This window comes from Halomonas sp. A020 (assembly GCF_027943625.1).
GTDB classification, from domain to species: Bacteria; Pseudomonadota; Gammaproteobacteria; order Pseudomonadales; family Halomonadaceae; genus Vreelandella; species Vreelandella piezotolerans.
On the sequence record NZ_AP022850.1, the window covers coordinates 1,879,872 to 1,906,270 of the forward strand.

The window sequence follows — 26,399 nt, forward strand, 5'->3', positions numbered from 1 at the left end:
CAACCGCTGCTGCGGCCAACGATGTTCATCTGCCCAAACCGTGCTGGGCAGTTACGTTAGTGAGACGGTACGTTCGACGACAGTATCTCGCGAAGCGCGTCGGCCAGCTCGGCTTGGGCCACTTGCTGCTGCTCGCGATCATCGCGCAAATACTTCAGTGTGGCGGTTTGGTGGGCAAGCTCGTCTTCGCCCAGCAAAATCGCCACTGGCGCGGCGCTCTTGTCGGCTTTTTTCATGCGGCTTTTGAAGCTGCCGCCGCCACAGTGCAGCTGCAGACGCAGGGTGGGCAGCGCGCTACGCAGCTGCTCGGCGAGTGTCAGGGCGGCCACACTAGCGCTGTCGTCCATCGGCATCAGATAGACGTCGCAGCCGCCCATGGCCTCATCGGGCACCAGGTCGAGCGTTTCCAGCAGCAGCACCAGGCGCTCGATGCCCATGGCAAAGCCCACGGCCGGCGTGGGTTTGCCACCAAGCTGCTCGACCAAGCCATCGTAGCGGCCACCAGCGCACACGGTGCCTTGGCTGCCCAACGCGGTGGTCGTCCACTCGAACACCGTGCGGCAGTAGTAGTCCAGGCCGCGCACCAAGCGCGGGTTGACCACGTACGGTATACCGGCAGCCTCCAGCATCGCTTTGAGCTGCTCGAAATGCGTGCGGGACTCGTCGTCCAGATGGTCCATCAGCTGCGGGGCGGCATCGAGCATGTCGGCCATGTCCGGGTTTTTGGAGTCCAGAATGCGCAGCGGGTTGCTGGTCAGGCGGCGTTGGGAGTCATCGTCGAGTACGTCTTGGTGCTGCTCGAAGTAGGCCACGAGCTTATCGCGGTAGGCCGCACGCGCCTCAGCGGAGCCTAGCGAGTTCAGCTCCAGGGTGACGTGCTCCATCAAGCCGAGCTCTTGCCATAGGCGCGCCGAGAGCAGGATGACTTCGGCATCGATGTCCGGGCCTTCGAAGCCGTACGTCTCTACCCCCACTTGGTGGAACTGTCGGTAGCGCCCTTTTTGGGGGCGCTCGTGACGGAACATCGGCCCTTGGTACCAAAGCCGCTGGGTTTGGTTATGCAGCAAGCCGTGCTCCATGGCCGCCCGCACGCAGCTGGCGGTGCCTTCGGGACGCAGCGTCAGGCTGTCACCGTTGCGGTCGTCGAAGGTGTACATCTCTTTTTCGACGATATCGGTGACTTCACCGATCGAGCGGGCAAACAGCGCCGTTTGCTCGACGATGGGCGTACGAATTTCATCGAAACCATAGCGGTGCATCAGTTGGCGTACTTTGCCCTCAAAAAATTGCCAGCGAGGGCTATCGCTGGGCAATAGGTCGTTCATACCACGGATGGCTTGAATCTTTTTAGCGGCGGACTTGCTCAATGAAAACTCCTTATGGGGCGGCAGCGGACGAGGCGGGCGTCGACATCGCCTCGGCCAGCGACACGGGCGTTAGACGCTGCGCGCAATCATGTTCTCTTGCTGCTGCTCTTTTTGACGCACTTTATCGCGGATCAGCTTTTCCAGATCGTCGACGAGGTGGTCATTGCGCAGCTTGCTCGCCGGCTTGCCATCGATATAGACCAAATTGGCAGGCGAGCCGCCGGTGAGGCCGATATCGGTCTCCTTGGCTTCGCCGGGGCCGTTGACCACACAGCCAATCACCGAGACGTCCAGCGGTGTCATCACGTCTTCCAACCGCTCTTCGAGCTGGTTCATGGTGCTGATAACGTCAAAGTTCTGCCGCGAGCAGCTCGGGCAAGCAATGAAGTTGATTCCCTTGGCGCGCAGCTTCAGGCTCTTGAGCATGTCGAACCCGACTTTGATCTCTTCTACCGGGTCGGCGGCCAGCGAGACGCGGATCGTGTCGCCGATACCGTCCATCAGCAGCATGCCCAGGCCAATGGACGATTTCACCGTGCCCGAGCGCAAGCCGCCCGCTTCGGTGATGCCCAGGTGCAGCGGCTGCTCGATGCGGTTTGCCAGGTCGCGATAAGCGGCCACGGCCATGAACACGTCCGATGCTTTGACGCTGACTTTGAATTCTTGGAAATCGAGACGATCCAGGTGGTCGATATGGCGCATCGCCGACTCGACCAGCGCCGCAGGTGTGGGTTCGCCATACTTCTTTTGCAGGTCTTTCTCCAGGGACCCCGCGTTCACGCCGATACGGATCGGAATGCCGTGGTCGCGGGCGGCGCTCACCACCGCGCGCACGCGGTCTTCCCGGCCAATATTGCCGGGGTTGATGCGTAGACAGTCCACGCCCAGCTCGGCGACCCGTAGCGCGATCTTGTAATCGAAGTGGATATCGGCCACCAGCGGCACGGCCACGCGCTGCTTGATCTTGCCGAAGGCTTCTGCGGCATCCATATCGGGCACCGAGACGCGGACGATATCCGCCCCGGCTTTTTCCAGCTGCTGGATCTGTCCGACAGTGGCCTCGACGTCCAGTGTGTTGGTGTTGGTCATACTTTGCACCGAAATCGGTGCATCACCGCCCACCGCGACGTTGCCAACGTGAATTTGGCGTGACGGGCGGCGTTTGATCGGAGAAGGGGCGTGCATAAGACGGGTCACTCTCCCAGGGTAAAGCGGGCAACGTTATTGGCACCGGCGCGCTCGGCAAGGTCGACTAACTCACCTTGGTAACGCAGCTCCACGCCAGTGGCGTTGCCAACGGTTAAACGAAAAGGCGGTTCGCCCTCAACGCTGGCGGTGGTGCCGGGGTTTTGCAGGCCGACGAACACGCGCTGGTTGTTGGCATCGAAAATCTCGGTCCAGGATTGCTCGTTGAACGTCAGTTCGAGCAGGTTGGGGTTGGCGGCGGGAGCCGCCTCGGCCACGGTTTCCTCAGGCGCGTTGGTGGCTTCGACGGCGGCCTCGGTCTCGGCCGTTTGGTCGGCAGGCGTTTCATCGCTTGCCTGTGCGGGCTCATCATTGCTCGCCACCGGTGCGGTGGCCGCATCGCTGAGATCGCTGTCGGGCGAGGCATCGCTAGCGGTGTCGTTGGTCGGCTCTTGCGTGACGGCAGGCTCGGGCGTGATCACCGGCGTGGCGACTGGCGTGGGCTCGGGGGCTGGCTCGCTGATTGGCGCTTCGTTATCTTCCATCGTGGAAGAGGTACCAATGCTCGGCGGCTCGCTGCCGCCGCGGCTCTGCCACCAAGCGACCGTCACGGCAATCAACCCCGCAATCACCAACAGGGTGACCAATTTGAAAAGCCAGGCACCTACCTTGGAGGGGGGCTTGGTGACGGCAACTGGCGCTACTTTGCGATCGGCATCGCTGGTGCCATGGCGCGCTTGGTAAGCGTCGAGCACCATGCGGTCGTCCATGCCCAGGTATTTGGCATAGGCGCGAAGGTAGCCGCGACGATAGGCGGCGACGGGAATCTCTTCGTAGTGATCGCGCTCTAGGCCATCTACCACGGCGGGGCGCAGGTTGAGGGCGCGGGCGGCATCCGCTAACGGAACACCAAGCGATTCGCGTTGACGCGAGAGCAACTCACCAGGGGTTGCTGTGCTGGGGGCTGGAGTAACGCTATCGTGTAACTGTGTGTCGCTCATGGCTGAGCATCCTTCAATAATGTGGTGATCAGAGCGTTGATCAGCGGTTGAGCAAGCGCTGGTAGTCGGTGGCCGCGGCGTCGTCACCGCGGGCGAGGGCGACATCGATCGCCAGTTCCAGTGCTGCTGGGTCGGGGCCTGCCAGCTGCAAGTAGTTCTGCAGCGGCGCCCAGGCCTGATCATAATTGCCCTGTGAAATTTCCAGTTCGGCTAACATTAAATACCCGCGGGGGTTGCGCGGGTCGATGCTTTGCGCGCGCTGCAAACGTTCGCGCGCCTTATCCAATTCGTCGATGGCCAAATAGCACTGCCCTAAGTTGGTGAATAGCTGGGCGCGATTGGCGTACTGGGCATCTTGGGATGCCCTTTCTAACTGTTCGCAGGCTTGTGGAAACTGTTCCTGCTGGTACAAAAACGCGGCGTAGTTGTTACGTGCGCGGGTGAACGATGGCTCGGCATCTAGCGCTTGTTCGAAATAACGGTTGGCAAGCTCGCTCTCTCCCTGCTGCTGGTAGACCAGCGCAAGGGCTTGAAGTGCCTCGGGATGACGTGGGTTTAGCTCCAAAGCGCGGTCGAGGGCATTCAGGGCACGAGTCAGGTTATCACGCTCTAAGTAGGCGACGCCAAGCTGGGTATACGCCTCTACCGCAGCGGGATTGGCATCGCTGCGAACGGCCTGACCAGAGGTGGCGCAACCCGCTAGCAGCAGGCTGCCAGCAAGCACGGACAGCATGGGCATCCTGATGGAAATAATGCGCCTGCGGTGACCGATCATCTACGCCCTCTTGTGTCGGGTTGAACCATTGCCATACAGCGGGCGATTGCCAAGCGCCCGGCAAAAAACGTGTCCATCAAAGCGCTGTGTCGGTTGGAAGTCAAGACGACAGCGGTCAGTCAGCGTCGAGCTGTACAGACTGAATGTAGCGTGCGCTGCGCTTGGTACGATCCTTCACGCGGCCCACCAGCTGGCCACAGGCGGCGTCGATATCATCGCCTCGGGTGGTTCGTACGGTGGCGTTGTACTCCAAATCGTAGAGCCACTGTTGAAAGCGCATCACTTGGTTGCGTGACGGCTTCTCGTACCCTGAATGAGGGAACGGGTTGAACGGAATCAGGTTGATCTTGCACGGCAGCTCCTTGAGCAGTGCCGCGAGCTGTTCAGCGTGTTCCTGCTGATCGTTGACGTCTTTGATCAACGTGTATTCGATGGTGACCTGACGATTATCGGGGCACTTGGCCAGGTAGCGGTGGCAGGCGTCCAGCAGCGCACGGATGTTGTACTTACGGTTGATCGGCACCAGCTCGTTGCGCAGCTCATCGGTGGAGGCGTGTAGCGAGATGGCAAGGCTCACATCCAGTTCGTCGCCCAGTTTGTCCATCATCGGCACCACGCCGGAAGTGGAGAGCGTGACGCGGCGCTTGGAGAGTCCGTAACCGTTATCGTCGAGCATCAGCTTCATGGCTGGCACGACGTTATCGAAATTGAGCAGCGGTTCGCCCATGCCCATCATGACCACGTTGGTCACCGGGCGATTGGCGGTATCACGGCGTGGGCCAACGCTGCGTTGGGCGACCCACACTTGGCCGATGATCTCGGCGGCGGTCAAATTACGCTGAAAGCCCTGTTTACCGGTCGAGCAGAAGCTGCAGTCCAGTGAGCAGCCCACCTGGGAAGAGACGCATAGCGTGCGGCGCTTACCGTTTTCGGCAGGAATGAGCACCGTCTCGACGTAGCTGCCATCTTCTACCTCTAACACCCATTTACGCGTGCCGTCGCTAGACGTGCCTTCGTAGACGACGCCTGGACCGCGGATTTCGGCCACCTGGGAGAGCTTGTCGCGCAGGGCCTTCGACAGGTTGGTCATCGCCGTAAAGTCGTCGATGCCCTCCTGATGCATCCATTTCATGACCTGCGTGGCGCGAAATTTCTTTTCGCCGATCGACAAAAAGAACGCTTCCATCTGCTCGCGGGAGAGTCCCAGTAGGTTCTGGCGAGCGGGTGCTGGGTGTTCGGCCGTGGTGTTGTCCGGCGTCGTACGAGTGGCAGGCGTGTGTTGAGCTACGGTGGTGGTCATGGCGGTCAGCGTTCAGGAAGAGGCGGGGGCAAAGCCCCCGCAAAAATGGCCGGCAACGAAGGTTGAAACGGCAGCGCTTGATTTAGCGCGGGCAGATTTCGTCGTTACCGAAGAAGTAGCTAATTTCGCGCTCGGCGCTTTCCGGAGAATCAGAGCCATGGACAGCGTTGGCGTCGATTGTTTCCGCAAAGTCGGCACGGATGGTGCCTGGAGCCGCTTCTTTCGGGTTGGTGGCGCCCATCAACTCACGGTTTTTGGCAATGGCGCCTTCACCTTCCAATACCTGTACCACGACCGGACCGGAGGTCATGAAGCCGACCAGGTCTTTGAAGAAGGGGCGCTCTTTGTGCTCGGCGTAGAAGCCACCAGCCTTGTCTTCCGAGAGGTGCATCATTTTGGCGGCAACGACCTTCAGGCCGGCTTTTTCGAAGCGCGCGATGATGTCGCCAATGGCATTTTTAGCAACGGCATCGGGCTTGATGATGGAAAGAGTACGTTCAGTCGCCATGCAGAAATCTCCTCAAAAGGGATAAAGCAGAAATTGCCGCCTCGGAAAGCCGAGGCGGCGCAGGAAAAAAGGGTCGGCCAATGCCGCCTACTTCACCGGCTGCCGAGTGGCCGCGATTATAGCGCCTCCCGGTGGGGATGAATACCGGTGATATACGCTAGGTCTTTAACGTGCGGCCTAGACCGTGAAGCTTTCACCGCAGCCGCACTGATCTTTGACATTGGGGTTGTTGAAGCGGAAAAAGCGGTTCAAACCTTCGTTGACGTAGTCCACTTCGCTGCCGTCGAGCATTTCGAGCGCCTCGGGAGCGACATACACGCTGGCACCATGTGCCTCGAACCGAACGTCATCTGCTTGGGCTTCATCGGCAAAATCAAGTACGTAGCTGTAGCCAGAGCAGCCGCTGGGTTTGACCGATACGCGAAGGCCCAAACCTTGGCCTCGCTCGTCCAGCACTCGGTGAATCTGTTCTGCCGCTGCGGGCGTAATGTTCAGTGTTGCCATGGAGCGTTCTCCTTTGAGAAATCGTTAGCCGTGCGTCAGCCGTCTAGCGCGCGTTGGCACGTAAGCCGCTCACCGCATGGCGCAGTAGGGTGGCGGCGTGATCGATCTCGGCCTCTTGGGTAAAGCGCCCAATACTGAGTCGTAGCGACGACAGTGCCAGCCGACGGGGCGTACCAATACCCAACAGGACGTAAGAGGGATCGACGCTGGCCGAGTTGCAGGCCGAGCCGGTGGATACCGCTACGTCTCGCAGCGCCATCAACAGGGCCTCGCCATCCACGCCCTCGAAGGCCAGGTTGAGTATGTTAGGGACGACGTGTTCCAGCGGTGAGTTGGAAACGACGCCCTCTAGGTCGGCCAAGCCGCTCAACAAACGCTCGCGTAACGCCGCAATGCGCGTTTGGTCCTCGCCCTGTTGCTGCTGCATGATGGCAAAGGCTTCCCCCATCCCGGCGATCTGATGGGTGGGCAGCGTGCCGGAACGCATGCCGCGCTCATGCCCGCCGCCATGAATCAGGGCTTCGATGCGAATGTCTGGGTGGCGCTTCACGTACAGTGCACCGACGCCTTTGGGGCCGTAGGCCTTATGGCCAGAAAGCGACAGTAAATCGATATGCTGGGCGACCACGTCGAGCGGAATCCGACCCACCGCCTGCGCAGCATCGCTATGAAACGCCGCGCCGAAGTCATGGGCGACCTCTGCCAGAGCAGCGATATCATGGATGCTGCCCAATTCATTATTCACCGCCATCAGCGATACCAGCGCCGTATCATCTCGCATGGCGGCGCGCAGTTGCTCGGGCGTGACCCGACCGTCATGGCCAGGCGTGAGCCAAGTGACTTCGAAGCCTTCGCTTTCAAGGGCCTTGGCGGTATCTACCACCGCTTTATGCTCGATGCACGAGGTGACGAGGTGCATGCCTCGCTCGCGGTTGGCGCGCATGAAGCCGATGAGTGCGAGGTTGTTGGCTTCGGTGGCACCACTGGTCCAGACGATCTCACGCGGGTCGGCGCCGATCATGTCGGCCACTTGACGCCGCGCCTGTTCGACCACCTGCTCGGCTTGCCAACCCAGCATATGACTACGCGAGGCGGGGTTGGCGAACAGTTGATCGACGGTGAGGTAGCGCTGCATGACCTCGGCCACGCGCTCATCGACCGGCGTCGTGGCGGCATAATCGAGATAAATGGGCAGCGAAGGGGTAGCAGTCATCGTCATGGGATCCAGCGTGAAATAAAGGCTTTCAAGGTGAGGAGGCGAGGATGCCAGCCTCGACCCGCTGCTGTTGCCGGGTTGCAATACGAATGACATCTGGACGCTGTATCAACTGCGCCAGGGTAATATCGTCGAGGAAACTGCGAATTTGCCCTGACAGCTCGCACCACAAATGGTGGGTCAAGCAGGTATCGCCCTGCTGGCAGTCGGAAAGCCCCTGACAGCGCGTCGCGTCGACGGTTTCATTGACCGCATCGATCACCTGAGACACGCTGATCGCCTCGGGCGCTCTAGCCAAGAGATAGCCGCCCCCCGGTCCGCGTACGCTGCTGACCAGCCCTGCCCGACGCAGTCTGGCAAACAGCTGCTCTAGGTAGGAGAGGGAAATCTCCTGGCGCTGGGAAATATCGCCCAGGCTGGTGGGGCCGCTTGGAGCGTTGATCGCCAAATCCAGCATGGCGGTAACGGCGTAACGGCCTTTCGTGGTCAAGCGCATGTCAGGTACCTCGTCGCTGAACGTTCAGCGCGCTGGCAGCAAATGTTGCGCCATTATGGAAATCCTGAGTGCTTTGGTCAACTATTGCGCGTCGTGCTGCTCTTGGCCGCCTCGTCGCTACGCTCCTGGGGGGTGCGACGCAAGCCAGGGCAGCCAGTATCGTTCTCCTCCAGAATCTCGGCAAAGTCTTCGTCCCGCAGGGCTGGCAACTGGCCGTCACGGTAGTTAGCGTCCAGCTTGCGCAGCGTGGAGCACATGCGCTCGATACGCTCGTCCACGGCGTGCATATGATCGAGCATCGCCTGCATCGAACGTGCCACTGGGTCGGGCATGTCTTGGCTGACGCCGTAAGCATCGAAGCCAAATTTCTGGCAGATGGCTTCGCGGCGGGCGGGATCGATGTCCAGTGCCTCCTCTACGTCCGGATCCGCGCGCTTGACGATTTTGCCAGGAATACCCACGACGGTTGCCCCCGCCGGCACTTCTTTGGTGACCACGGCATTCGAGCCGATCTTGGCACCGGCTCCTACGGTAAACGGCCCCAGTATTTTGGCGCCGGCACCGACGATGACACCGTCTTCCAGAGTGGGGTGACGCTTGCCTTTGTTCCAGCTCGTGCCGCCCAGCGTCACGCCTTGGTAGAGCGTCACGTTATCGCCGACGCGGGCGGTTTCGCCAATCACGACCCCCATGCCGTGGTCGATGAAAAAGCGTCGCCCGATGGACGCGCCAGGGTGGATTTCGATGCCGGTCAGCCAGCGGGAAAAGGTCGATAGCGTCCGTGCCAACCATTTGAAGTTCTTTTGCCATAGCCAATGGCTGCAGCGGTGCAGCAGCAGGGCGTGCAGGCCGGGGTAGTTGGTCAGCACCTCAAGAAAGTTACGTGCCGCAGGGTCGCGGTCGAAAACGCTATTGATGTCTTCACGCAGGCGTTGAAACATGGGTGATCCTTGGGCGGTGAGGGCGGCAGCACGTCGGTGTTGGCGTGTCATTAGCGCACAGCGACAGTCGACAGTGCGATGTTGGGGCGCGTGAGCACCACTTCAAGTTTAGGTCATCGCCGTTTGACTGGCGCGCGTGTCTAGCCTTGTCATCCTACTTCTCTACGTGTGGCTGGGCGGCTTTCTCAGTGGCCGACAGAATGCCGCGCAGGATGTTCATTTCCATCTTTTCCGGTCGTGACCGTAAATAGAGGCGGCGCAGGCGTGCCATGAGTTGGCGTGGCTGTGCAGGGTCGTGGAACTCGATAGCGATCAGCGTGCGCTCCAGGTGTTCGAAGTAACGCTCGAGCTCCTCGTGGGTCGCCAGCTCGTCCTTGTCATCGGCCATTGCGGGGGCCTCGGATTGGCCAAGCCACGCCATGCGGCACTCGTAAGCCACCACTTGAACGGCCGCAGCGAGGTTGAGCGAGCTGAAATCAGCGTTGGTGGGAATATGCACGTGGGCATGACAGCGCTGCAGCTCGGCATTGGTCAGTCCACTATCTTCACGACCAAACACCAGCGCCACGCGGGCGTTGTCGGCCTGGCACTCGCCCGGCAGGCGCTCGGCAAGCGCCCGTGGAGAGATCATGGGCCAAGGTAGCGTGCGCGAGCGTGCGCTGGCGCCCACGGCCAGGGTGCAGTCGGCCACCGCGTCTTCGAGCGTGGCGTGTACTGTGGCTTGATGCAACAAGTGGTCCGCACCAGAGGCGCGGGAGATGCTGTCTTGGGTGATCACATCACAGCGCGGCGCGACCAGGGCGAGATCCGCCAGCCCCATGTTATGCATAGCGCGTGCGACGCCGCCAATATTGCCAGGGTGGCTGGTACCAATTAGAACGATTCGGATGCGCTCAAGCATAGTAGGCCCGGTTAAAATGGCTAAAACGCGCAGTCTAGCACGAGTCGATGGCATGCCCGAGGGGGCTCTGTTAGAATTGCCCGCCATAAGGCGCATGGCGCCTGCCCCGTTCTTTAACATCACTGTGACAAGGCCCGATCATGAATCCGATGGTCCAATTTACGCTGCGCGCTGCGCGTAGCGCCGTTGAGCACTTTTTACGCGTCCGCGAACGCATCGAAAACGCCCATGAAGAATTCAATCTCGACAGATTGTTAGAAGATACGGCGCGCAAGGCCGAGGCGACCATCGTTCAACAGCTGCAGCGCGGTTATCCGCAGCATGGCTTCTCCGGCCGCTACACCCCCCATAAAGCGGGGGAAGGCGAAGGTGAAGAGATCGTTTGGAAAATCGAACCGCTGCACGGCTACTCTAACCTAGCCGTGGCCGGTAAGGGCTTTGCACTCTCAGTGGTGTGTCTTGTCAAAGGTCGCCCCGAACACGCGGTGGTGATCTCTCCTTTTGGCGACGATGAATACATCGCCAGCCGTGGCCGCGGTGCTCAACACAACGACAAACGGATGCGTGTGAGCAAACCGACCTCGATCCCTGCAACGCGCATGGCGATGAGCCTGCCGGAAGCCTGGCTGCGCCCGAGCCACTTACCCGCTTACTTGACCATTACCCAGCAGCTCGCCCCGCAGGTGGAGTCGCTGCTGGCCACGGGTAGCGGCCTGCTGGACATGTGCGAGCTGGCCGCTGGCCGCGTCGATAGCGTCTTCGTGCTGGGCCTGGAAGAGCAGGACATGCAGGTCGGCACACTGCTGCTGAAAGAAGCGGGCGCCCTCATGGGCACCCCGGACGGCAAGCCATCCGTGGATGTCGAAGGTCAGCTCATGGCGGCAGGCCCGCGCCTTTACAAGGCGCTCATCAAGCAGTTGGCGCCGCACTTCTAGTCATTGGCGGCGCGATGGCGTTGTGTGTGATGGGTGAGTGGTGGATGGTACGTCGTCAATGATAGTAAAAAGGCCCTGCCGGGTGTCCGGCAGGGCCTTTTCGTTGGCGGCTATCCCATGGTTAGGGCAGCTCTTCTTCCTCTTCATCCACTTCTTTCTTGGTAGGAATGAGGTCTTCCCGAGAGAGCTTCAGCGGAATCAGCAGGGCGCCGGAGATATAGATAGACGAGAACGTGCCCACCACGATACCCACTAATAGAGCGATGGCGAAGTTCTCGATCATGTCGCCACCAAGCATTAGTAGCGCCAGCAAGACCAGAACGGTCGTGCCCGATGTCGCCAGCGTGCGTGACAGCGTGGCGTTCAAAGCTTCGTTGAAAATCTGCGGCATGTCGTCGATACGCGAGGTGCGAATCGTCTCGCGGATGCGGTCATACACGACGATGGTGTCGTTCAGCGAGTAGCCGATGACCGCGAGAATCGCCGCCAGCACCGTCAGATCGAAGTCGAGCTGGAACAGAGCAAACACCCCCACGACAATGATGACGTCATGCAGCAAGGCCAACAGGGCACCGAGTGCGAACTTGTACTGGAAGCGAAAGGCTACGTAGAGCATGACCACGCCCAGTGCCACGAGCAGCCCCAGACCGCTCTGGTCGCGAAGCTGATCGCCGACTTGGGCGCCGACGAACTCGGCGCGCACCAGATTGACGCTATCGCCGTTGGCCCGCAGCAGGTTGACGACATCGTTACCCACATCACCATCGAAGGCTTGCTGTAAGCGAATCAGGACTTCCGTCGACGCGCCAAAGGTCTGCACCGACACATCTTGGAAGCCGCTACTCTCTAGCAGTTGCCGAATGGCATCCAGGGAGGGAGCGGTGCCGTAGCGAACCTCCACCAGGGTGCCGCCCGTGAAGTCCAGCCCCAGGTTGAGCTGCTGGAAGACGATGGCACCGATCGAGACGATCAGCATCACCGCCGAGACGATGAACGCCAGGTTGCGCCGTCCCATGAAGTCGATGCGCAGTTGGGTTAGGGGTTTCATGACCACCTCTTAAATTCTTTGCTGAGCGCGTGTTGTGATCTCATCGATATCAGATCCACAGCTTTTTGACGGGCTTGCCACCGTAGGTCAGATTGACCATGGCACGCGTGACCAGCAGCGCAGTGAACATCGACGTCAAAATGCCGATAGAGAGCGTAACGGCAAAGCCTTTTACCGGGCCGGTGCCAATCGAGAACAGAATCACTGCCACTAGCAAGGTGGTAATGTTGGCATCCACGATCGAGGTAAAGGCACGCTCGTAGCCCGCATAAATGGCCTGCTGAATCGACATGCCGTTACGCAGCTCTTCGCGTATCCGCTCGAAGATCAGCACGTTGGCATCCACCGCCATCCCGAGCGTCAGCACGATACCGGCAATGCCTGGCAGCGTGAGTGTGGCGCCTAGCATCGACATCACCGCGACCAGCAGCGTCAAGTTGAGCGCCAGCGCCACGTTGGCAAACACGCCAAATACTTTGTAACGCACCAGCATGAACAGCACGACCAACAGTAAGCCGATCTGCACCGAGAGCAGGCCGCGATCGATGTTTTCTGCGCCCAGGCTGGGCCCGATGGTGCGCTCTTGCACGAAGTAGATTGGCGCTGCGAGCGAGCCGGAACGCAGCAGCAGAGCGAGTTCGGCGGCTTCGGTAGGGGAGTCGAGACCAGTGATGCGGAAGCTGTTGCCCAGTGCACTTTGAATGGTCGCCAAGCTGATCAGGCCACGCTCGGTGTAGGGCTCACGAACGATGGTCTCTTCGCCGGTTTCCGGGTCGACTTCGATGCGGTCTTCGCTTTTATGCTCGATGAACAGCACCGCCATGTTGCGCCCGATGTTGGTGCGCGTGGCGCGGTTCATCAGCGTACCGCCGGTGCCGTCCAGGTTGATGTTGACCTGAGGGCGGCCGTTCTCGTCGAAGCTATTACTGGCGCTGGAAACGCTGTCACCGGTGATGATCACATCGCGCATCAGCTCTGCCGAACGAGAGGGATCGTTGCGAAACTCGAAGCGTTCGGTTTCGGCATCCGGTGTATCGTTGCGCGCCTCGAGACGAAATTCGAGGTTGGCCGTCGCACCGACGATCCGCTTGGCGGCCACGGTGTCCTGCACGCCCGGCAGTTCGACCACGATTTGGCTCGGGCCTTGGCGCTGCACCATGGGTTCGGCGACGCCCAGCTCGTTCACGCGGTTACGCAGCGTGGTCAAGTTCTGGTTGATCGCATAGTCCTGGATTTCGTTGACCGTCATGTCGCTTAGCGTCATGACCAGGCTCGAAGCGCGGCCATCTCCTTCGTTGGTGTACTCGAAGTTGGGGAAGTCGCGGCTGATCAAACGACGGGCGGCGTCGCGGTCTTCGCTGCTGGCGAAGTCGATCGACAGCGAGCGGTCGTCGATGGTGGTGTTGCGGTAGCGAATACGCTCGCTGCGCAGTAACTCGCGCATGGCGCTGGCGTTCACTTCGAGGCGTTGGGTCAGCGCCGCCTCCATATCCACTTCCAACAGGAAGTGAACACCGCCGCGTAAATCGAGGCCCAGCGTCATGGGGGAGGCCGCAAACGCTTGCAGCCACTCAGGGGTGGCATCGGCCAAGTTGAGGGCAACGGTGGCGTTGGGGCCCAGCACGTCGGCGGCGATGTCACGGGCGTCGAGCTGGTCGTCATCGCTCTGTAAACGAATCAGCCACTGACCGTTGGTCTCTTCGACGGCTTTGACAGCAATATCGCGCTCGCTGAGCGCTTCCTCGACGCGGTCGATTTGCCGTTCATCCAGTGCGTTGCCTTGGGCGTCGCTCACCTGAATGGCGGGATCTGCGGGGAATAGATTGGGAAGCGAGTAGATAAGGCCAACCACCAGGACGACCAGTATCAGCAGATACTTCCACAGGGGGTAACGGTTGAGCATGCAAGCCCTGCCTTCAATTACAAACGGAATCGCTGTGCACAGACAGGCTGCGCACAGCAACGTTCACCATCGACGCTACCATGTCACCCCTGCCGGGGTGGCTGGCACTGGGTCGGCAGGGGGGAGTGCAAGCGTTAGATGGACTTAATGGTGCCTTTAGGCAGTACGGCGGCCACGGCGTTTTTCTGCACGTTGACTTCGGTACCTTCAGAGACTTCCAGGGTCAGGAACTCGTCGCTGACTTTGGTCACGCGGCCAACCAAACCGCCGCCAATCACGACTTCATCGCCCTTGGCAAGGCCCGATACCAACTGCTTGTGCTGCTTGGCACGTTTGGCTTGCGGACGCCACAGCAGGAAGTAAAAGATCAGCACGAAGCCGACCAGCATGACGATTTGCGCGATGCCACCGCCAGCGGCGGCTTCTTGGGCATGGGCTGGTGAGATGAAGAAATCCAGCATTGCAGGGAACTCCTGGGTTAGAACACTCAATGGGTGAGTGGGTCATGCCACCCGCAACGGCGGGCGGCCATAAAAGGATTAGGACTCAGCGCCCGCAAGGGGTGGCACCGGGAGGCCGCGCCTTGCATAGAAGCTTTCCACAAAGGTCGTCAATGTACCCGCTTCGATTGCCGCGCGCAAATCAGCCATCACCCGCTGGTAGTAGCGTAAGTTATGGATCGTATTGAGCATGGAACCGAGCATTTCATTGCAGCGATCCAGGTGATGCAGATAGCCACGGGAAAAGTTCTGACAGGTGTGGCAATCGCACTCTTCATCCAGCGGACGGGTATCGAAACGGTGCTTGGCGTTGCGGATCTTGACGGTGCCTTCGGAGGTGAACAGGTGGCCGTTACGCGCGTTACGCGTGGGCATCACACAGTCGAACATATCCACCCCGCGACGTACGCCTTCGACGAGGTCTTCTGGCTTGCCCACGCCCATCAAGTAACGGGGCGTGTCGTCGGGCATCCAAGTGGGCAGGTAGTCGAGGACCTTGATCATCTCCTCTTTGGGCTCGCCCACCGAGAGGCCGCCAATGGCCAAGCCATCGAAGCCGATCTCCAACAGCCCCTTGAGCGAGCGCTCACGCAGCTCTGGGTGCATGCCGCCCTGGATGATGCCGAACAGGGCAGAGGGCGAGTCGCCGTGGGCATCCCGGGAGCGTTTGGCCCACCGCAGCGATAGTTCCATGGATTTTTCGGCCTCTTCGAACGTGGCCGGATAGGGCGTGCACTCGTCGAAGATCATGACGACATCAGAGCCCAGCGAGCGCTGCACCGCCATGGACTCTTCCGGACCCATGAACACTTTGCTGCCGTCCACCGGCGAGCGGAAATGCACGCCCTGCTCGGTGATCTTGCGCATCTCGCCCAGCGAGAACACCTGGAAGCCGCCGGAGTCGGTCAGGATCGGCTTATCCCACTGGGCGAAGTCGTGCAGGTCGCCGTGAGCTTCGATCACGTCGGTGCCGGGGCGTAGCCAGAGATGGAAGGTATTGCCCAGGATGATCTCTGCGCCGATCTCTTTGACCGACTCGGGCGTCATGCCCTTGACCGTGCCGTAGGTGCCGACCGGCATGAACGCAGGGGTTTCCACCGTGCCACGGGGGAAGTGCAAACGGCCACGACGCGCGCGGCCATCCTCGGCTAAGCGCTCGAAGCGCATGAAGCATTCGTTTCGCATCACAATAACTCGTTGTTCAATCGGTAAGCGCGTCGGTTAGCGGGTCAGCAGCATCGCATCGCCGTAGCTGAAGAAGGCGTAGCGCTCTTCAACTGCCGTGCGGTAGGCCTGCATGATGTGCTCATAGCCCGCGAACGCCGATACCAGCATCAATAGGGTGGATTCGGGTAGATGGAAATTGGTAATCAGAGCATCCACGCAGCGCCACTCGTAGCCGGGGTAAATGAAGATGTCGGTATCGCCACTGAACGGCGCTATCTGGCCATCGCTACTTTTCATGCAAGCGCTCTCCAGGCAGCGAACGCTCGTCGTTCCCACGGCGATCACGCGTTTACCGGCGGCTTGCGTCTCGCGAATCTGTTGGCAGGTGGCCTCGGTGACCTCGATCCATTCGCTGTGCATATGGTGTTCGAGGATGTTATCCACCCGCACCGGCTGGAAGGTGCCCGCGCCAACGTGCAGCGTCACGAAAGCACTGTTGATGCCTTTTTCGGCCAGGGCGTCCAGCAGCGGCTGGTCGAAGTGGAGCCCAGCAGTCGGTGCTGCGACGGCCCCGTCTCGGCGAGCGTAGACGGTTTGGTAGCGCCTCCGGTCGCTTAGCTCGTCTTCCCGGGTAATGTAGGGGGGCAGCGGCATATGGCCGTGCTTTTCCAGCAGCGCGATCATCGGCGTGTCGCCTAAAAAGCGCAGCTCGAATAGGGCGTCGCGGCGGCCTTCGACCACGGCGTGGATGTCGCCTTCGAAAATCAGCTCAGTGCCCGGCTTGGGCGACTTGCTAGAACGAAGGTGCGCCAGCCCCCGGTGGCTATCCAGCGGGCGCTCCAGCAGCATTTCCACCTTACCCCCGCTGGCCTTGTGGCCGTGTAGGCGGGCGGGAATCACTCGGGTGTCGTTGAAGACCAACAGATCGCCGGGTTCCAGCAGGTCCAACAAATCGGGAAAACGGCGGTGGTCCAGCGCGCCGTTTTGGCCATCCACACACAGTAATCGGCAATCGCTGCGCCGTTCGGACGGATAGCGGGCAATCAACTCATCGGGTAGCTCGAAATGGAAATCCGCGCGCTGCATGTGAAAAAAGCTCTTTCAGTGGTCGAACAGGCCGCCTAGGATAGCGCTTTAGGTCGATAAAGTCAGCGATGTGATTGACTTGACGGGCGATCTGCGTATAATTCGCCTCCATTGCCGGTGTGGCGGAATTGGTAGACGCAGCGGATTCAAAATCCGCCGCCTTTACGGGTGTGCCAGTTCGAGTCTGGCCACCGGCACCATCTTTAGAATCAGGGGCTTAGGCCCCTTTTTTTTGCCTGAAATTTGGCTCTTAACGGCCTTTGATCAGTGCATGGTCGCATTTTGGTCGCAGAAGGCGTCGCTGAGCTGCGGCAGGCGTTTCCCAATATCATCCAGTCCAGAATCGAACATATGGCTGTATCGACTCGTAACCAGCAGGCTGGAATGCCCCAGCAGATCCCTCACCCTGGTCATGCTTTCGCCCGCTTGGGCTAGCAAGCTGGCGTAGCTGTGACGCAGGTCGTGAAACCGCAGGTCGTCCCGTTGAATTGCTTTTCTAGCCGCTTCAAACGTGAACCTGATCGTGTGCTTTTTGCTTGCAAACGGTAGGTTATGCAGCCACGATTGTGCGTCAGCGGGTACTGGTACGACACGTACCTTTCCGTTTTTCGTTTGATCTGGTCGCAGCACGATACGACCCCTATGCACGTTCGATGGTTCTAGCGATAACAGCTCGCCCTGTCGCAGCCCTGTCACGGCTGCCAGGGCGATAACTTTCTTGTCATCGCCACGGCTGTCGGGTATCGCTTGTATCAGTCTGCGTAGATCTCCCTCTGTCAGATAAACATGCCGCTCGTTCTTCGGGTTTGGCTTTTTGAGCTTGTCTCCCAGCGGCTGGTTTATCCACTCCCACTCTCGGTAAGCAAGGTTCAGTACGCGCTTAACCACCTGAACGTGGTTATTGATCGTGCTCTGGCTACGACCCTGCTTGCGCAGGTCCCGCGCCATGTGCCGGGCCTTATCTACCGCTTCAATACCTAGCATCACGTCCGGCCCCATGTAAGCCACCACTGGCCGAATCGCCTTTACCTGGCTTATTACGTCATACTCATCTATCCAGCGCTCGACGCCTTCCAAAAAAGTTCGACGTGGCTGACGCCCCATGATTTCGCCGTTGAACTTTGCGTCGTTTATCGCTGCTTCTCTCGCCGTTGCGTACTCACGTGCTTGCTTTTCACCCTCCTTGTTGCCTGCAAACGTTCGTTGATGTCGCTGACCGTTGTGCGTTTCCGTAACAATCCATTTGTCGCGGTTTTTTCTGTATCTGGTTGTGATTCCCATTTGCGTTCCTCGTTGTGAGGGCCGCGCTTGCAGCTCTCAGCATATCCCTGTACAGCGCACTCTTCAAAGCGGACAGCACTACCCATTTGGACGTAACCTATTTGATGCTTGTTGCCGTAGACCCAGCTCAGGCTCATGCCCAGTCGCTCTGCGACTTGCTCGGGCTTCAGTAACGAAGAGGCCATTTGATGCTTCCTTTTTTGTTGCTAGCTCAATGATCAAATAGTCCCTTTTTTGAGATGATTTGCTCTATGGCGTTGCTTAGAAGCGCGCCTTGTTGAAGCAGCCTGTTTGATTTTTTATTTTTTTTATGAATGAGGTTTTTTGCCGGGTGAGTTGATGCAAGTGGCGCCTGTGCATGGCAGAACCAGACATGAACGTTAATAGCTAATGAGGACTTCTAGAGAGGTCGACTAGGAGTGATGATGGAGGGAGAGTTAGCAATGGCTAGCTTGTGCTGTTTAAGAAGAGCTGACTGAGCTATCAAGGCCTTGCTATAGTCATTCAGCTAATTGAGAGCGCGAGGAATAGGTTTGAGCCATTCACACGAACAGCCATCCCATGAGCAGAAGCGGCGGGAGCATTCACAGCCATCAGTTGCCATGGGCTGGGCAGGCCGAGAGTTAACTGGGCATGCTTGGCAAATTGTCGAGCAGGCGTTCGAGCATCTTGGTGTGTCAGATGCTCAGGAGCGTGATGCTCGCCTCAACGAGCTGTACTCTGATATGGAGCTTGGTCACTATCGGCCCGACGAAGCGAAGGAGCCTATCGCTTTGCGGCAGGGAAAAGTGGCTCTTCAGCAGCAGCGTGCCCATCATGCCGATCAGGCGCTTCGTCAGGCAGTCTCTGTCCAGCACGAATACCGAAGAGGATTGTCACCGATGACTGCGGCAGGGGTAGGCGGATTTAACAGTGACTTGCAGCGCTCCTTCCAGCTCATGCAGTCGCGCCTGTTAGAGGCTCAACGGCATCTCACAGCGCTTGATATCTTGAGCAACCTAGAAGGTAAGCATTACTTCCAGCGGGCAAGCAAAGGCGCTAATCAACGTATCAGGCCTGCCTCAGAGCAGGAGCATCACGTCTTGTTAGCGGCCATGGTTAAAAATATGCTGTACAACGACCCCGAGGTGATCAGTCGCCACAGGGGTGGTATTGAGGCTGTAGCTGCAGAGTGGGCCAAAAAACTATTTAAGCTCAATCGTGAATATCAAATTCTCGATATGACACGCGAGCAGATTCAGGCAGATATTCACTCGTATCTGCTGAAACGCTCAGACGCTTCTAATGCACAATCTGCGAAGTGACCGCCGCATTCATTTTTTGATGTCACATCGCCGGTGAGAAACCCCTCCGCCAAATCAGGAGCGGACGATTTAAGGGAAGGTCGTGTCCGATAAGCTTCAGCCTAGCAAGCCAGTTGCTGCTAAAAAGTCTCATCCCGCTTCAGAGATGTCGATGTGGGCAAAAGGCTATTGTTTTGTTTCTCCGCTAGCACACCCCTCCAAGTCCTATTCTGCGCTCATGGGTCCAGCAGACGACCTGGTTAGGCGTGCCGAAAAGGCTATAGAGCGCGTCATGATGCTAGAAGGGGTAGACGACAAAAAAAGCAGGCTGGAAAGAATCAAAGAAGCGACGGGCAAACAGAGTGAAACAGAGCCACCTCTCTTTTTGCCGATTCCTATGGATATGCCACCGGTAAACGCAACGTCAGAAGTTGCCCTGAACAAGCGCCATGCCGACCAAGTGCTCAGCCATGCGTCCTATGTGAGTCGCCAACATGCGCTATTGGAAGCGGTGGTCTCAGGGGCTCAGTTAGGCGGCGATGCGCCGCTACTGTTCACCCACATGTCATCTTCTCTGATTGAGGCTGAACGGCACTTAGCGGCACTTTCGATGATGATGCCGGAGCCTCACGATTTTGAGATACAGCGCGCTACGAAGGGAGGGCACGCAAAGAACAATCCGCCGTCGCAGAAGGATCAAGAGGTCGTGATGGTTTCGCTTATCAAGGCAATGCTGTTCAATTTTTCCTTTGGAGAGAAGATCCACTGGCCAACGGCCTATAAGAAGTATGGACAGCACATAGCGGATAACATTTGCTGGTTAAACCATTCGCTCAAGATTTTCACGTGCTATCCCAACGATCAGCGCATTCGCGATGCCGTTGAAACCGTTTTTTACGAGAAGCTAAAAAAGCTCAAAGTGATTGATGACAGGGTCGGCTCTGGCGGTCGTGTTGGCCGGATGCGCCACGCGCTTCATTTTGGGGGTCGGTGGAGTACTGCGCCTAGTACACAAATTCCAGAGTGGCAGGGCTTCTCTGTTGAAACCTTGGGCCGTATTCAGCACGCAGAGGAGAGGCTGGCTAAGGATATTTTGATTTTCTTGTTAGAAGACCGTTTTGGTGAGCTACCTGTGGCGCTGGAAAGGCAGTTAGATCAGCTCAGTTCGTTGGAGGACATCGCTGTCTACTTCTCGACACTCCGGGAAGCATTGAGCCTGAAAGACGTTTTTGATAAGGCTGAGCTAACCGAGCCTCAAAAATGATAGGAGCTATGATTCTGTAGCTGACGTTCTAGGTTCTGTCTGAAAAGTCATAAATGTTACGCTATCTCCGTTCATTGAGCAGGAGGGCGATATGACAGGCCGTTACGAGCTTTCTGATCAGCGTTGGCAGATGATCGAGGACATCGTTTCTCCGCCGCAGACCATGGGACGCCCTCGCCGGGACGACCGCCAGATGCTAAACGGTATTCTGTGGATTCTTTGCTCAGGGCGCGATCTGCCGGAACGTTATGGCCCCTGGAAGACCGTCTATCAGCGCTTCCGACAGTGGCGCGATGATGGCACCTTCGATCAGATGTTGACGCGCTTGCATCTACGTCTGCGTGAAGATGGTTACATGGACCTCGATACATGGATGGTGGATTCAACGTCCATTAGAGCAACTCGGTCAGCCAGTGGTGCTGGTAAAAAGGGGGATCTATAGAACCGGTAGACCATGCGCTCGGCCGCAGTCGCGGCGGGTTATCCACGAAGATACACCTACTATGCGATAGTCGAGGCTTTCCCATTTCGTTTTCACTATCAGCAGGCCAGCGTGCCGATTCGACCTTCCTGACGGGGCTTCTAGAGAAGGTTCGGTTGCCTGGACGGTCGGGGCGACCAAGAAAACGCAGCCGGTATATCGTGGCGGACAAGGGGTACGACAGTGATGCGCTACGGCACTATTGCACGCGTTACGGCATGCGGCCCATCATTCCGCAGCGCCGTATGCATCGACGCCCGAAGCCTGGCCTTCCGCATCAATTTGACCGGCCGAAATATCGTCAGCGTAACGTGGTGGAGCGTTTGTTTGGCTGGTTGAAGGAAAAGCGTCGGCTTAATACGCGTTACGACAAGCTGGCCAGTAGTTTCAAGGCCATAGTGACACTGGCTTGCATTGAGCAATGCATGAGAGCCAACTTTTCAGACAGAACCTAGTCGTCTACGCCGATTTTTACATGCTCAGCTGCTCAGCAATACAGGCCCCCATTTGGCGGCCTGATGAACGATTTTTTTGAAAATAGTGTTGGGGGCTTCCTAGACCTCAACCCCCCAACTTTTGACAGTCTTTGTGTCATGCTTTTTGATCCAGTCTTGCAGCACCTTTTTATTTAACCCCCTGCTTTCGACAATCTCGCTCGTCTCTGGATGTGTATAGCGGATCAATGGGCGTTGAGTCGCTGGCTGTTTATGGGATGACGCCTTCTTTTGGGTGGCTACAGCGACAATCTCTGGGAAGAGGCTCAATAACTCCTGGGGAGTCTTCTCATGCTCCTCCAGCACTTTTTGTATGGCCTCTTTACACGCTTTGTCACGCCGAAAGTTGTCATCTTCCTCCAGCTCCGCTAACTGTTGGTTAATGCGATCTTGTTCTTGTTTAAGCTTTTCGTGGTCAGCGATAAGACTACTCATAGTGTGCTCTCTGTTCAGCGTCTTAAAAAGTCAGTGTAGCAAAGTGGTAATTAAAGAGGTACCTGAACATCGAGCGTGCCTGTAATGCGATGTCTTACCCCGTAAAGAGCGTCGCAGTGAACGCTCACTCATTAGGCGTGACGATTTGCCAATGATCGTACTGCGTATGACTGTCATCAAAAGCTTTCCAAAATTGTTGTTCTGCAAAAAGTGGTAAGCTGTCGATGGTAAAGTCAACACCGTTACGAATCTCTGGACCGTCAGAGTCGCATAAGAGGGATTCGCAAATGATCCAATTATTAAACCTATCAATTTTGACGTGTCCCATACGCTGCAGAAAATCAAGCGCTTCCATCAGACGATGGTGGCCACTGCGTCCTCGAAGCGCATAAGGTCCAAGCTGTTTAATGTCAGAGAGCTTAAATTGAAATTCTCGACCTACAACGCCAATGCGAGGTAGATGGTTATTAAAAGTTGTATAAGGTTGTCTTTCATTGAAGGGAGATTTTTTAGGGGTAGGGTTAGTAACACCCTTCTTTTCTTCTTCCTGAGCTATCTTGTCCTGTTCTTTCTCATATTTTAAAAACAAGTGATCGACCAAGCTACTTGCGTCTTTGACTACCGTAGGTATTCCTGCTAGATGCTTCTGAAAGTGTTGAGACGCCATTCTGCAAAAGTCGTAGGAAAAGTCTAGGGTGTCAGCATTAATCTGATCATGCTCACCTGTGACGTCCTCAAACACATGCAATAGAGCGGCCATACGGACGACATTTTCCATGAGCTTTGACGCATGATCCTTATAGTAATGCAGTGCTTTGTTAGGTGCTTGTAAGACTTCTATCTCACGATGATATTCAAACCACTTTGTCGTAGCACTGGACGTAAAGCGAAGCACCTTACGCGCTTTTTCTCTTCTTGTAGAAGGCCATGCTATGTCACTTGAAAAGTTATCCTCGGCGTCTTCCTCCCGTGTGGCATTATTGTGCTGCTCAAAATACTTATCGATCAGGGATTCAATACGCTGATTAAACCTCTTGACGTTATCAAGACTGCCAATAGGACGTGTCTCACGTGTGCCTGCTTTCTCTTCTGCCATCACTGTGATGAAACGCGCTAAAAAACCAATGCCGCGTGCTTCTTCTCCACGCTTTGTGATAAAACGCTCTATGACCACCGGCTGTGCCATCAGTGACAGTGTCAATCGACTATCCGATAAGATGAAACTTGCTTTTGTAGCACGATCAACAATGACGTCTTCACCGTCCCACAGGGTGTTAATCTTATCGAGGTCTTTTAACGCATGACCACTGAACATGCTGTTGGCTTCACTGGTCAATAGGCAAGCAGAAGGCGTGTTATTCTGCATAGACTCAACCAATGCCTGGGGTGTTGTGTCAGCATACAAAACGCGTTGGCTACGAGGCTTAACAGGCTTTTCATGTTGATGTTGCAAAAGCTCATTTTTCAATCGTTCAGTATCTTCTTCTTTACCATCGCGTAACGCCTTCTTCCATACACGCTCTGTTTCTTTTCGCTTGATCTCCCAAAGATAAAGGTCCTCCTTGTAAGCATCCATTTCGGTGTCATGCCGAAGAATTGCCTCACGGTTGTGAGCCATAATCGCCTTGAAAAACTGTTTCTGTACGGTTGTTTTTCGTTCACCGGACTTTGCAATCGTCAGCAACATGAGTGAAGGAACCGTTGTGTTGCCCGTAGGTAAGCTGACGCTCACCATATCTTGGCATACACAAGAGATAGCGCCTAAGGCGGTCATCATCGCCATTTCAATCGGTACCTGAAACTCACGGCTGACTTCTAAAGAAGCTGCGTAGAAAAGGCTATGTTCGTGGTATTGAGGCCACCGTCCAGCATGTTGGTGTATCTGTCGTTTACGTTGTTGAACAACCTCTGCGATGTTTTTCTTGGTTGAGAGGGAGGCGTCTGAGGGCGTGCTCTTTGATTCAAAATTATGGGGTTGCATAAGAAAAATACCTGCTAAAGCTGCTAGAAAAAAGCAGAAATAGCAGATATTGAGTCAAAATAGTACAAAAAATACAATTTTTGCCGTATGAATTTTCGCCTAGCACCGTGTGCGCAGGGGTGGTGACAGCATGATGAACGCTTACTTACTACTGGGAGAACCAATAAGGTACCGTGCTTTAGATCGTTGTTAAGTACCTTACGTGACGTATTCCATGCAAAAGGAAGAAGGTAAGTCACATCTTTTTTGATGTTAACAGTGGTTGCCAAGAATCCTTTCTGCTATGGCGGATGGCTTTCGCCTGCCTTGCTCCCAGTCCTGATACGTTCGCACGCTCACGCCTAATCGGCGCGCAAATTCCAGCTGAGTGAGTCCCAGGTGGCGTCGACGCGCTATGATGGCTGACATCAATGTAGCGTCATGAAGAGAAGGCTTCGTGCTGTCATGTTTTGAATGATGAGACATGCCACATTGATGTGCATCGGGAGAGTGAAAACGTTTGGCTATGATCGCCTGATACCATCGAGCAATATGATCATTAGCGGATAAAGCTGAGTCTTCTACTGAATCGTGCAAACCGTTTTCTTGCGTTCTGAGGTGTGCATCACATGGCTCAATGTGACGTGTATCGCACTGTTCATTTCGTTCACGTTGCCGGTCCTCAATGAGTTGGTAAATGAGTGCTAGGTCGAAGGGAATGCCGTTGGCTTCAGCAAACTGCCGCATGGTTTCTTCGTGGCCAGGAAACTTCTCTAGTTGCAGTGAGAAAAAGAGTGCCTCGTCCATTGGGTAAGCTCCTATCAATAAAGACGCCCGCCCTTGCGGCGGCTGAATGTGTCCATAGGATGCACGTGCCGTAGTCACTACGGCAGGCGTCTTCGGAGACGGAAATAAGGGGTTTTACGGTGAATTATTCGCTACTCGCTACGGCAATGCCGTGCCTTAGGACTGGACGATGCTAAGTCAGTGACGCATGACGCCGAGGCCGTCCAAGGGGCTTAGCGTCAAAGCCACGATGTGGTGTAGGAGACTGGCTGTGGCCAAAGGTATCACCATGAACCGTGAGCGTTGCGTACTCATCAATTTTCGTTAAGTAACGGATGATGTGTATCAGCCCTTGGCGCTTCTCGGCATCGTGATAGGTCACTAGCCCCATCGCGTTAGCGTGGTAGCGCTCCTCGGCGCGGTAATTACAGTTGAAATACACTCCATGGCCCTGGGTGATGGTGGTATTCCAGTACTCCCCAATACGCTGGGCATAGCGAACGTCTTGTCTCACTTTTGACCCGTCGAAGAAAAATAACATGTGGTAGTGAAACCCCTTATATTCGCCATACTCCAGTTTCCAGATGTAGCCCAGCAGGTGTGTGAACAGGCTATGCTGATGGAAGGCTTTACATAAGCGTTGGCGATGCTGATGCACCATGCTGGCATCCATATAGGGTGCGGCATACTCGGTGTAGCCTACATCTACCCGTACGACAAGCAATTTGGCGTGGCGGTCAAAGAGCCCTTCCAGTAGCTGCGTGGCTGCCCACCGATTATGGTCGCGCTTACGTGCCAGGTAACGCCGCCTCTCCCAGCAACCGCCAGACTGTGTCGCTTGATGAAACGCCGCTAGCCGCTGCTTCAGATCCCCAAGCAAGGAAGGCAGCTCTATCATCGTGAGTGGTCGCCATCCCGCTGTCATCGCTTCATGAAGATAGTCACAGTCTTTAAAAGCCCATAAGAAACACTCCGCATAGGCACTTGGACAAAAGTGGCGTATCAAGGCCCGTGCTTCAAACCATCCCACCAGCACCGTATAAATCGCGTGGAGCGTTGTGAGTAATGGTGAATGATAAAAGGTGACAAAGCCTGGCTGCCCTATCACGGGGCAAGGCACCAAGGCGTCTATCGAACAAGATGGCTGTACCAGCCACTCAAGATCTTTCTCTGCTCCAACCAGATCCGCTAGCCAAGGCAGCGTCTCTTTTTGTTCCCTTACCATTCCATACGCATCTGTCGCTCTCTCGTCGCTGTCATATTCCCAATCATCCAAAATAGCCCGCACATCGTCGTGGGAGGGCAGGTCATCTGAATGAGCCGTTAACGTCTGCATGATCAACTCCTAGGCGGTTATGGTGCAGCGCGTTGCGCGCCACGCTCACCAGATACCGCTCAGGCTTACAAAATTACCACGCAGCCACATGGATGCTATGGGGTATTAGAACAGCGAAGAGAGCTGCCGAGTTCGAACAGTCGCACGCTTTCATGCGTGCGTTAATGGCTATCGCTACTTCTTTAGTATGTCAGTTTTAACGTGTCTGCATCGTCTAGTCGGGTTTCTTGTGGATACCCTCTACTG

General features: G+C 56.8%; 24 protein-coding genes, 1 tRNA gene and 1 pseudogene. 5 read left to right on the forward strand and 21 right to left on the reverse strand.

Annotated features, from left to right (window positions below; translation table 11 throughout):
• Window positions 1–56 precede the first annotated feature (56 nt).
• From hisS to FRH_RS08870, 11 genes are all read right to left on the reverse strand, one after another.
• A complete protein-coding gene (gene hisS, locus FRH_RS08820) occupies window positions 57–1,367 on the reverse strand; it encodes a histidine--tRNA ligase (protein WP_139525050.1) in 1,311 nt (436 codons plus the stop codon).
• Between the two features lie 69 nt (window positions 1,368–1,436).
• A complete protein-coding gene (gene ispG, locus FRH_RS08825; protein ID WP_139525051.1) occupies window positions 1,437–2,552 on the reverse strand; it encodes a flavodoxin-dependent (E)-4-hydroxy-3-methylbut-2-enyl-diphosphate synthase in 1,116 nt (371 codons plus the stop codon).
• 8 nt (window positions 2,553–2,560) lie between these two features.
• Window positions 2,561–3,553 carry a RodZ domain-containing protein gene (locus FRH_RS08830; protein WP_139525052.1) on the reverse strand — a complete coding sequence of 331 codons (993 nt, stop codon included), beginning with the start codon at window positions 3,551–3,553 and terminating at the stop codon, window positions 2,561–2,563.
• A gap of 40 nt (window positions 3,554–3,593) precedes the next feature.
• The gene (gene pilW / locus FRH_RS08835) at window positions 3,594–4,328 is read right to left on the reverse strand and encodes a type IV pilus biogenesis/stability protein PilW (RefSeq protein WP_139525053.1); all 735 of its coding nucleotides are present in this window, start codon (window positions 4,326–4,328) and stop codon (window positions 3,594–3,596) included.
• A 115-nt stretch (window positions 4,329–4,443) separates the two neighbouring features.
• Complete coding sequence (gene rlmN / locus FRH_RS08840) at window positions 4,444–5,628, reverse strand: 23S rRNA (adenine(2503)-C(2))-methyltransferase RlmN (protein WP_139525054.1); 1,185 nt, start codon at window positions 5,626–5,628, stop codon at window positions 4,444–4,446.
• 82 nt (window positions 5,629–5,710) lie between these two features.
• Window positions 5,711–6,136 carry a nucleoside-diphosphate kinase gene (gene ndk, locus FRH_RS08845; protein WP_139525055.1) on the reverse strand — a complete coding sequence of 142 codons (426 nt, stop codon included), beginning with the start codon at window positions 6,134–6,136 and terminating at the stop codon, window positions 5,711–5,713.
• Window positions 6,137–6,313: 177 nt separating this feature from the next.
• Window positions 6,314–6,640 (reverse strand): iron-sulfur cluster assembly accessory protein, encoded by a 327-nt coding sequence (locus tag FRH_RS08850; protein ID WP_139525056.1) that lies wholly within the window; start codon window positions 6,638–6,640, stop codon window positions 6,314–6,316.
• Between the two features lie 43 nt (window positions 6,641–6,683).
• Window positions 6,684–7,853: an aminotransferase class V-fold PLP-dependent enzyme gene (locus tag FRH_RS08855; protein ID WP_139525057.1), complete on the reverse strand. Its 1,170-nt coding sequence runs from the start codon at window positions 7,851–7,853 to the stop codon at window positions 6,684–6,686.
• Between the two features lie 31 nt (window positions 7,854–7,884).
• Window positions 7,885–8,352, reverse strand: coding sequence for a Fe-S cluster assembly transcriptional regulator IscR (gene iscR, locus FRH_RS08860; RefSeq protein ID WP_139525058.1), 468 nt, complete (start codon window positions 8,350–8,352; stop codon window positions 7,885–7,887).
• A 77-nt stretch (window positions 8,353–8,429) separates the two neighbouring features.
• Window positions 8,430–9,344: a serine O-acetyltransferase gene (cysE, locus tag FRH_RS08865; protein ID WP_331250811.1), complete on the reverse strand. Its 915-nt coding sequence runs from the start codon at window positions 9,342–9,344 to the stop codon at window positions 8,430–8,432.
• 103 nt (window positions 9,345–9,447) lie between these two features.
• Window positions 9,448–10,194: an RNA methyltransferase gene (locus tag FRH_RS08870; RefSeq protein WP_139525060.1), complete on the reverse strand. Its 747-nt coding sequence runs from the start codon at window positions 10,192–10,194 to the stop codon at window positions 9,448–9,450.
• 140 nt (window positions 10,195–10,334) lie between these two features.
• Here FRH_RS08870 and FRH_RS08875 point away from each other — a divergent pair, with 140 nt between their 5' ends.
• A complete protein-coding gene (locus tag FRH_RS08875; RefSeq protein WP_139525061.1) occupies window positions 10,335–11,129 on the forward strand; it encodes an inositol monophosphatase family protein in 795 nt (264 codons plus the stop codon).
• 121 nt (window positions 11,130–11,250) lie between these two features.
• On the opposite strand, the gene secF is transcribed toward FRH_RS08875, so the two are convergent.
• From secF to queA, 5 genes are all read right to left on the reverse strand, one after another.
• Entirely contained in the window at window positions 11,251–12,177 is a 927-nt protein-coding gene (secF, locus tag FRH_RS08880; RefSeq protein WP_139525062.1) for a protein translocase subunit SecF, read from the reverse strand.
• Between the two features lie 49 nt (window positions 12,178–12,226).
• Window positions 12,227–14,080, reverse strand: a complete 1,854-nt coding sequence (gene secD, locus FRH_RS08885) for a protein translocase subunit SecD (protein WP_281998090.1) — start codon at window positions 14,078–14,080, stop codon at window positions 12,227–12,229.
• Between the two features lie 134 nt (window positions 14,081–14,214).
• Complete coding sequence (gene yajC, locus FRH_RS08890) at window positions 14,215–14,541, reverse strand: preprotein translocase subunit YajC (protein ID WP_044628915.1); 327 nt, start codon at window positions 14,539–14,541, stop codon at window positions 14,215–14,217.
• Between the two features lie 78 nt (window positions 14,542–14,619).
• Entirely contained in the window at window positions 14,620–15,765 is a 1,146-nt protein-coding gene (gene tgt, locus FRH_RS08895) for a tRNA guanosine(34) transglycosylase Tgt (protein WP_044628914.1), read from the reverse strand.
• 36 nt (window positions 15,766–15,801) lie between these two features.
• Window positions 15,802–16,833 carry a tRNA preQ1(34) S-adenosylmethionine ribosyltransferase-isomerase QueA gene (queA, locus tag FRH_RS08900; protein ID WP_281998091.1) on the reverse strand — a complete coding sequence of 344 codons (1,032 nt, stop codon included), beginning with the start codon at window positions 16,831–16,833 and terminating at the stop codon, window positions 15,802–15,804.
• A gap of 113 nt (window positions 16,834–16,946) precedes the next feature.
• Here queA and FRH_RS08905 point away from each other — a divergent pair.
• A tRNA-Leu gene (locus tag FRH_RS08905) sits at window positions 16,947–17,033 on the forward strand.
• A gap of 64 nt (window positions 17,034–17,097) precedes the next feature.
• Here FRH_RS08905 and FRH_RS08910 read toward each other — a convergent pair.
• Window positions 17,098–18,114 (reverse strand): tyrosine-type recombinase/integrase, encoded by a 1,017-nt coding sequence (locus FRH_RS08910; RefSeq protein WP_253502227.1) that lies wholly within the window; start codon window positions 18,112–18,114, stop codon window positions 17,098–17,100.
• A 533-nt stretch (window positions 18,115–18,647) separates the two neighbouring features.
• Here FRH_RS08910 and FRH_RS08915 point away from each other — a divergent pair.
• From FRH_RS08915 to FRH_RS08925, 3 genes are all read left to right on the forward strand, one after another.
• Window positions 18,648–19,418 carry a hypothetical protein gene (locus FRH_RS08915; RefSeq protein WP_281998092.1) on the forward strand — a complete coding sequence of 257 codons (771 nt, stop codon included), beginning with the start codon at window positions 18,648–18,650 and terminating at the stop codon, window positions 19,416–19,418.
• A gap of 82 nt (window positions 19,419–19,500) precedes the next feature.
• The gene (locus FRH_RS08920; protein ID WP_281998093.1) at window positions 19,501–20,661 is read left to right on the forward strand and encodes a hypothetical protein; all 1,161 of its coding nucleotides are present in this window, start codon (window positions 19,501–19,503) and stop codon (window positions 20,659–20,661) included.
• A 91-nt stretch (window positions 20,662–20,752) separates the two neighbouring features.
• Window positions 20,753–21,597, forward strand: a protein-coding gene (locus tag FRH_RS08925; RefSeq protein ID WP_281998094.1) for an IS5 family transposase whose coding sequence is annotated in 2 segments (ribosomal slippage) — window positions 20,753–21,086 and window positions 21,086–21,597 — 846 coding nt in all. Because the reading frame shifts where the segments join, the coding sequence is not laid out codon by codon here.
• Between the two features lie 99 nt (window positions 21,598–21,696).
• On the opposite strand, the gene FRH_RS08930 is transcribed toward FRH_RS08925, so the two are convergent.
• From FRH_RS08930 to FRH_RS08945, 4 genes and pseudogenes are all read right to left on the reverse strand, one after another.
• Window positions 21,697–22,071, reverse strand: a complete 375-nt coding sequence (locus FRH_RS08930; protein ID WP_281998095.1) for an H-NS family nucleoid-associated regulatory protein — start codon at window positions 22,069–22,071, stop codon at window positions 21,697–21,699.
• A gap of 124 nt (window positions 22,072–22,195) precedes the next feature.
• Entirely contained in the window at window positions 22,196–24,052 is a 1,857-nt protein-coding gene (locus FRH_RS08935) for a YfjI family protein (protein WP_281998096.1), read from the reverse strand.
• 252 nt (window positions 24,053–24,304) lie between these two features.
• Window positions 24,305–24,445: pseudogene (locus FRH_RS08940) on the reverse strand (helix-turn-helix domain-containing protein); the annotation flags it as partial.
• 565 nt (window positions 24,446–25,010) lie between these two features.
• Window positions 25,011–26,153: an inovirus-type Gp2 protein gene (locus FRH_RS08945; protein WP_281998097.1), complete on the reverse strand. Its 1,143-nt coding sequence runs from the start codon at window positions 26,151–26,153 to the stop codon at window positions 25,011–25,013.
• Between the last annotated feature and the right edge of the window lie 246 nt (window positions 26,154–26,399).

What these genes read in the sequence shown, in the direction of transcription:
- ispG (WP_139525051.1), bottom strand. Translation starts at nt 2,552, where the DNA reads ATGCACGCCCCTTCTCCGATCAAACGCCGCCCGTCACGCCAAATTCAC.
- FRH_RS08830 (WP_139525052.1), bottom strand. Translation starts at nt 3,553, where the DNA reads ATGAGCGACACACAGTTACACGATAGCGTTACTCCAGCCCCCAGCACA.
- pilW (WP_139525053.1), bottom strand. Translation starts at nt 4,328, where the DNA reads ATGATCGGTCACCGCAGGCGCATTATTTCCATCAGGATGCCCATGCTG.
- rlmN (WP_139525054.1), bottom strand. Translation starts at nt 5,628, where the DNA reads ATGACCACCACCGTAGCTCAACACACGCCTGCCACTCGTACGACGCCG.
- ndk (WP_139525055.1), bottom strand. Translation starts at nt 6,136, where the DNA reads ATGGCGACTGAACGTACTCTTTCCATCATCAAGCCCGATGCCGTTGCT.
- FRH_RS08850 (WP_139525056.1), bottom strand. Translation starts at nt 6,640, where the DNA reads ATGGCAACACTGAACATTACGCCCGCAGCGGCAGAACAGATTCACCGA.
- FRH_RS08855 (WP_139525057.1), bottom strand. Translation starts at nt 7,853, where the DNA reads ATGACTGCTACCCCTTCGCTGCCCATTTATCTCGATTATGCCGCCACG.
- iscR (WP_139525058.1), bottom strand. Translation starts at nt 8,352, where the DNA reads ATGCGCTTGACCACGAAAGGCCGTTACGCCGTTACCGCCATGCTGGAT.
- cysE (WP_331250811.1), bottom strand. Translation starts at nt 9,344, where the DNA reads ATGACACGCCAACACCGACGTGCTGCCGCCCTCACCGCCCAAGGATCA.
- FRH_RS08870 (WP_139525060.1), bottom strand. Translation starts at nt 10,194, where the DNA reads ATGCTTGAGCGCATCCGAATCGTTCTAATTGGTACCAGCCACCCTGGC.
- FRH_RS08875 (WP_139525061.1), top strand. Translation starts at nt 10,335, where the DNA reads ATGAATCCGATGGTCCAATTTACGCTGCGCGCTGCGCGTAGCGCCGTT.
- secF (WP_139525062.1), bottom strand. Translation starts at nt 12,177, where the DNA reads ATGAAACCCCTAACCCAACTGCGCATCGACTTCATGGGACGGCGCAAC.
- secD (WP_281998090.1), bottom strand. Translation starts at nt 14,080, where the DNA reads ATGCTCAACCGTTACCCCCTGTGGAAGTATCTGCTGATACTGGTCGTC.
- yajC (WP_044628915.1), bottom strand. Translation starts at nt 14,541, where the DNA reads ATGCTGGATTTCTTCATCTCACCAGCCCATGCCCAAGAAGCCGCCGCT.
- tgt (WP_044628914.1), bottom strand. Translation starts at nt 15,765, where the DNA reads ATGCGAAACGAATGCTTCATGCGCTTCGAGCGCTTAGCCGAGGATGGC.
- queA (WP_281998091.1), bottom strand. Translation starts at nt 16,833, where the DNA reads ATGCAGCGCGCGGATTTCCATTTCGAGCTACCCGATGAGTTGATTGCC.
- FRH_RS08910 (WP_253502227.1), bottom strand. Translation starts at nt 18,114, where the DNA reads ATGGGAATCACAACCAGATACAGAAAAAACCGCGACAAATGGATTGTT.
- FRH_RS08930 (WP_281998095.1), bottom strand. Translation starts at nt 22,071, where the DNA reads ATGAGTAGTCTTATCGCTGACCACGAAAAGCTTAAACAAGAACAAGAT.
- FRH_RS08935 (WP_281998096.1), bottom strand. Translation starts at nt 24,052, where the DNA reads ATGCAACCCCATAATTTTGAATCAAAGAGCACGCCCTCAGACGCCTCC.
- FRH_RS08945 (WP_281998097.1), bottom strand. Translation starts at nt 26,153, where the DNA reads ATGCAGACGTTAACGGCTCATTCAGATGACCTGCCCTCCCACGACGAT.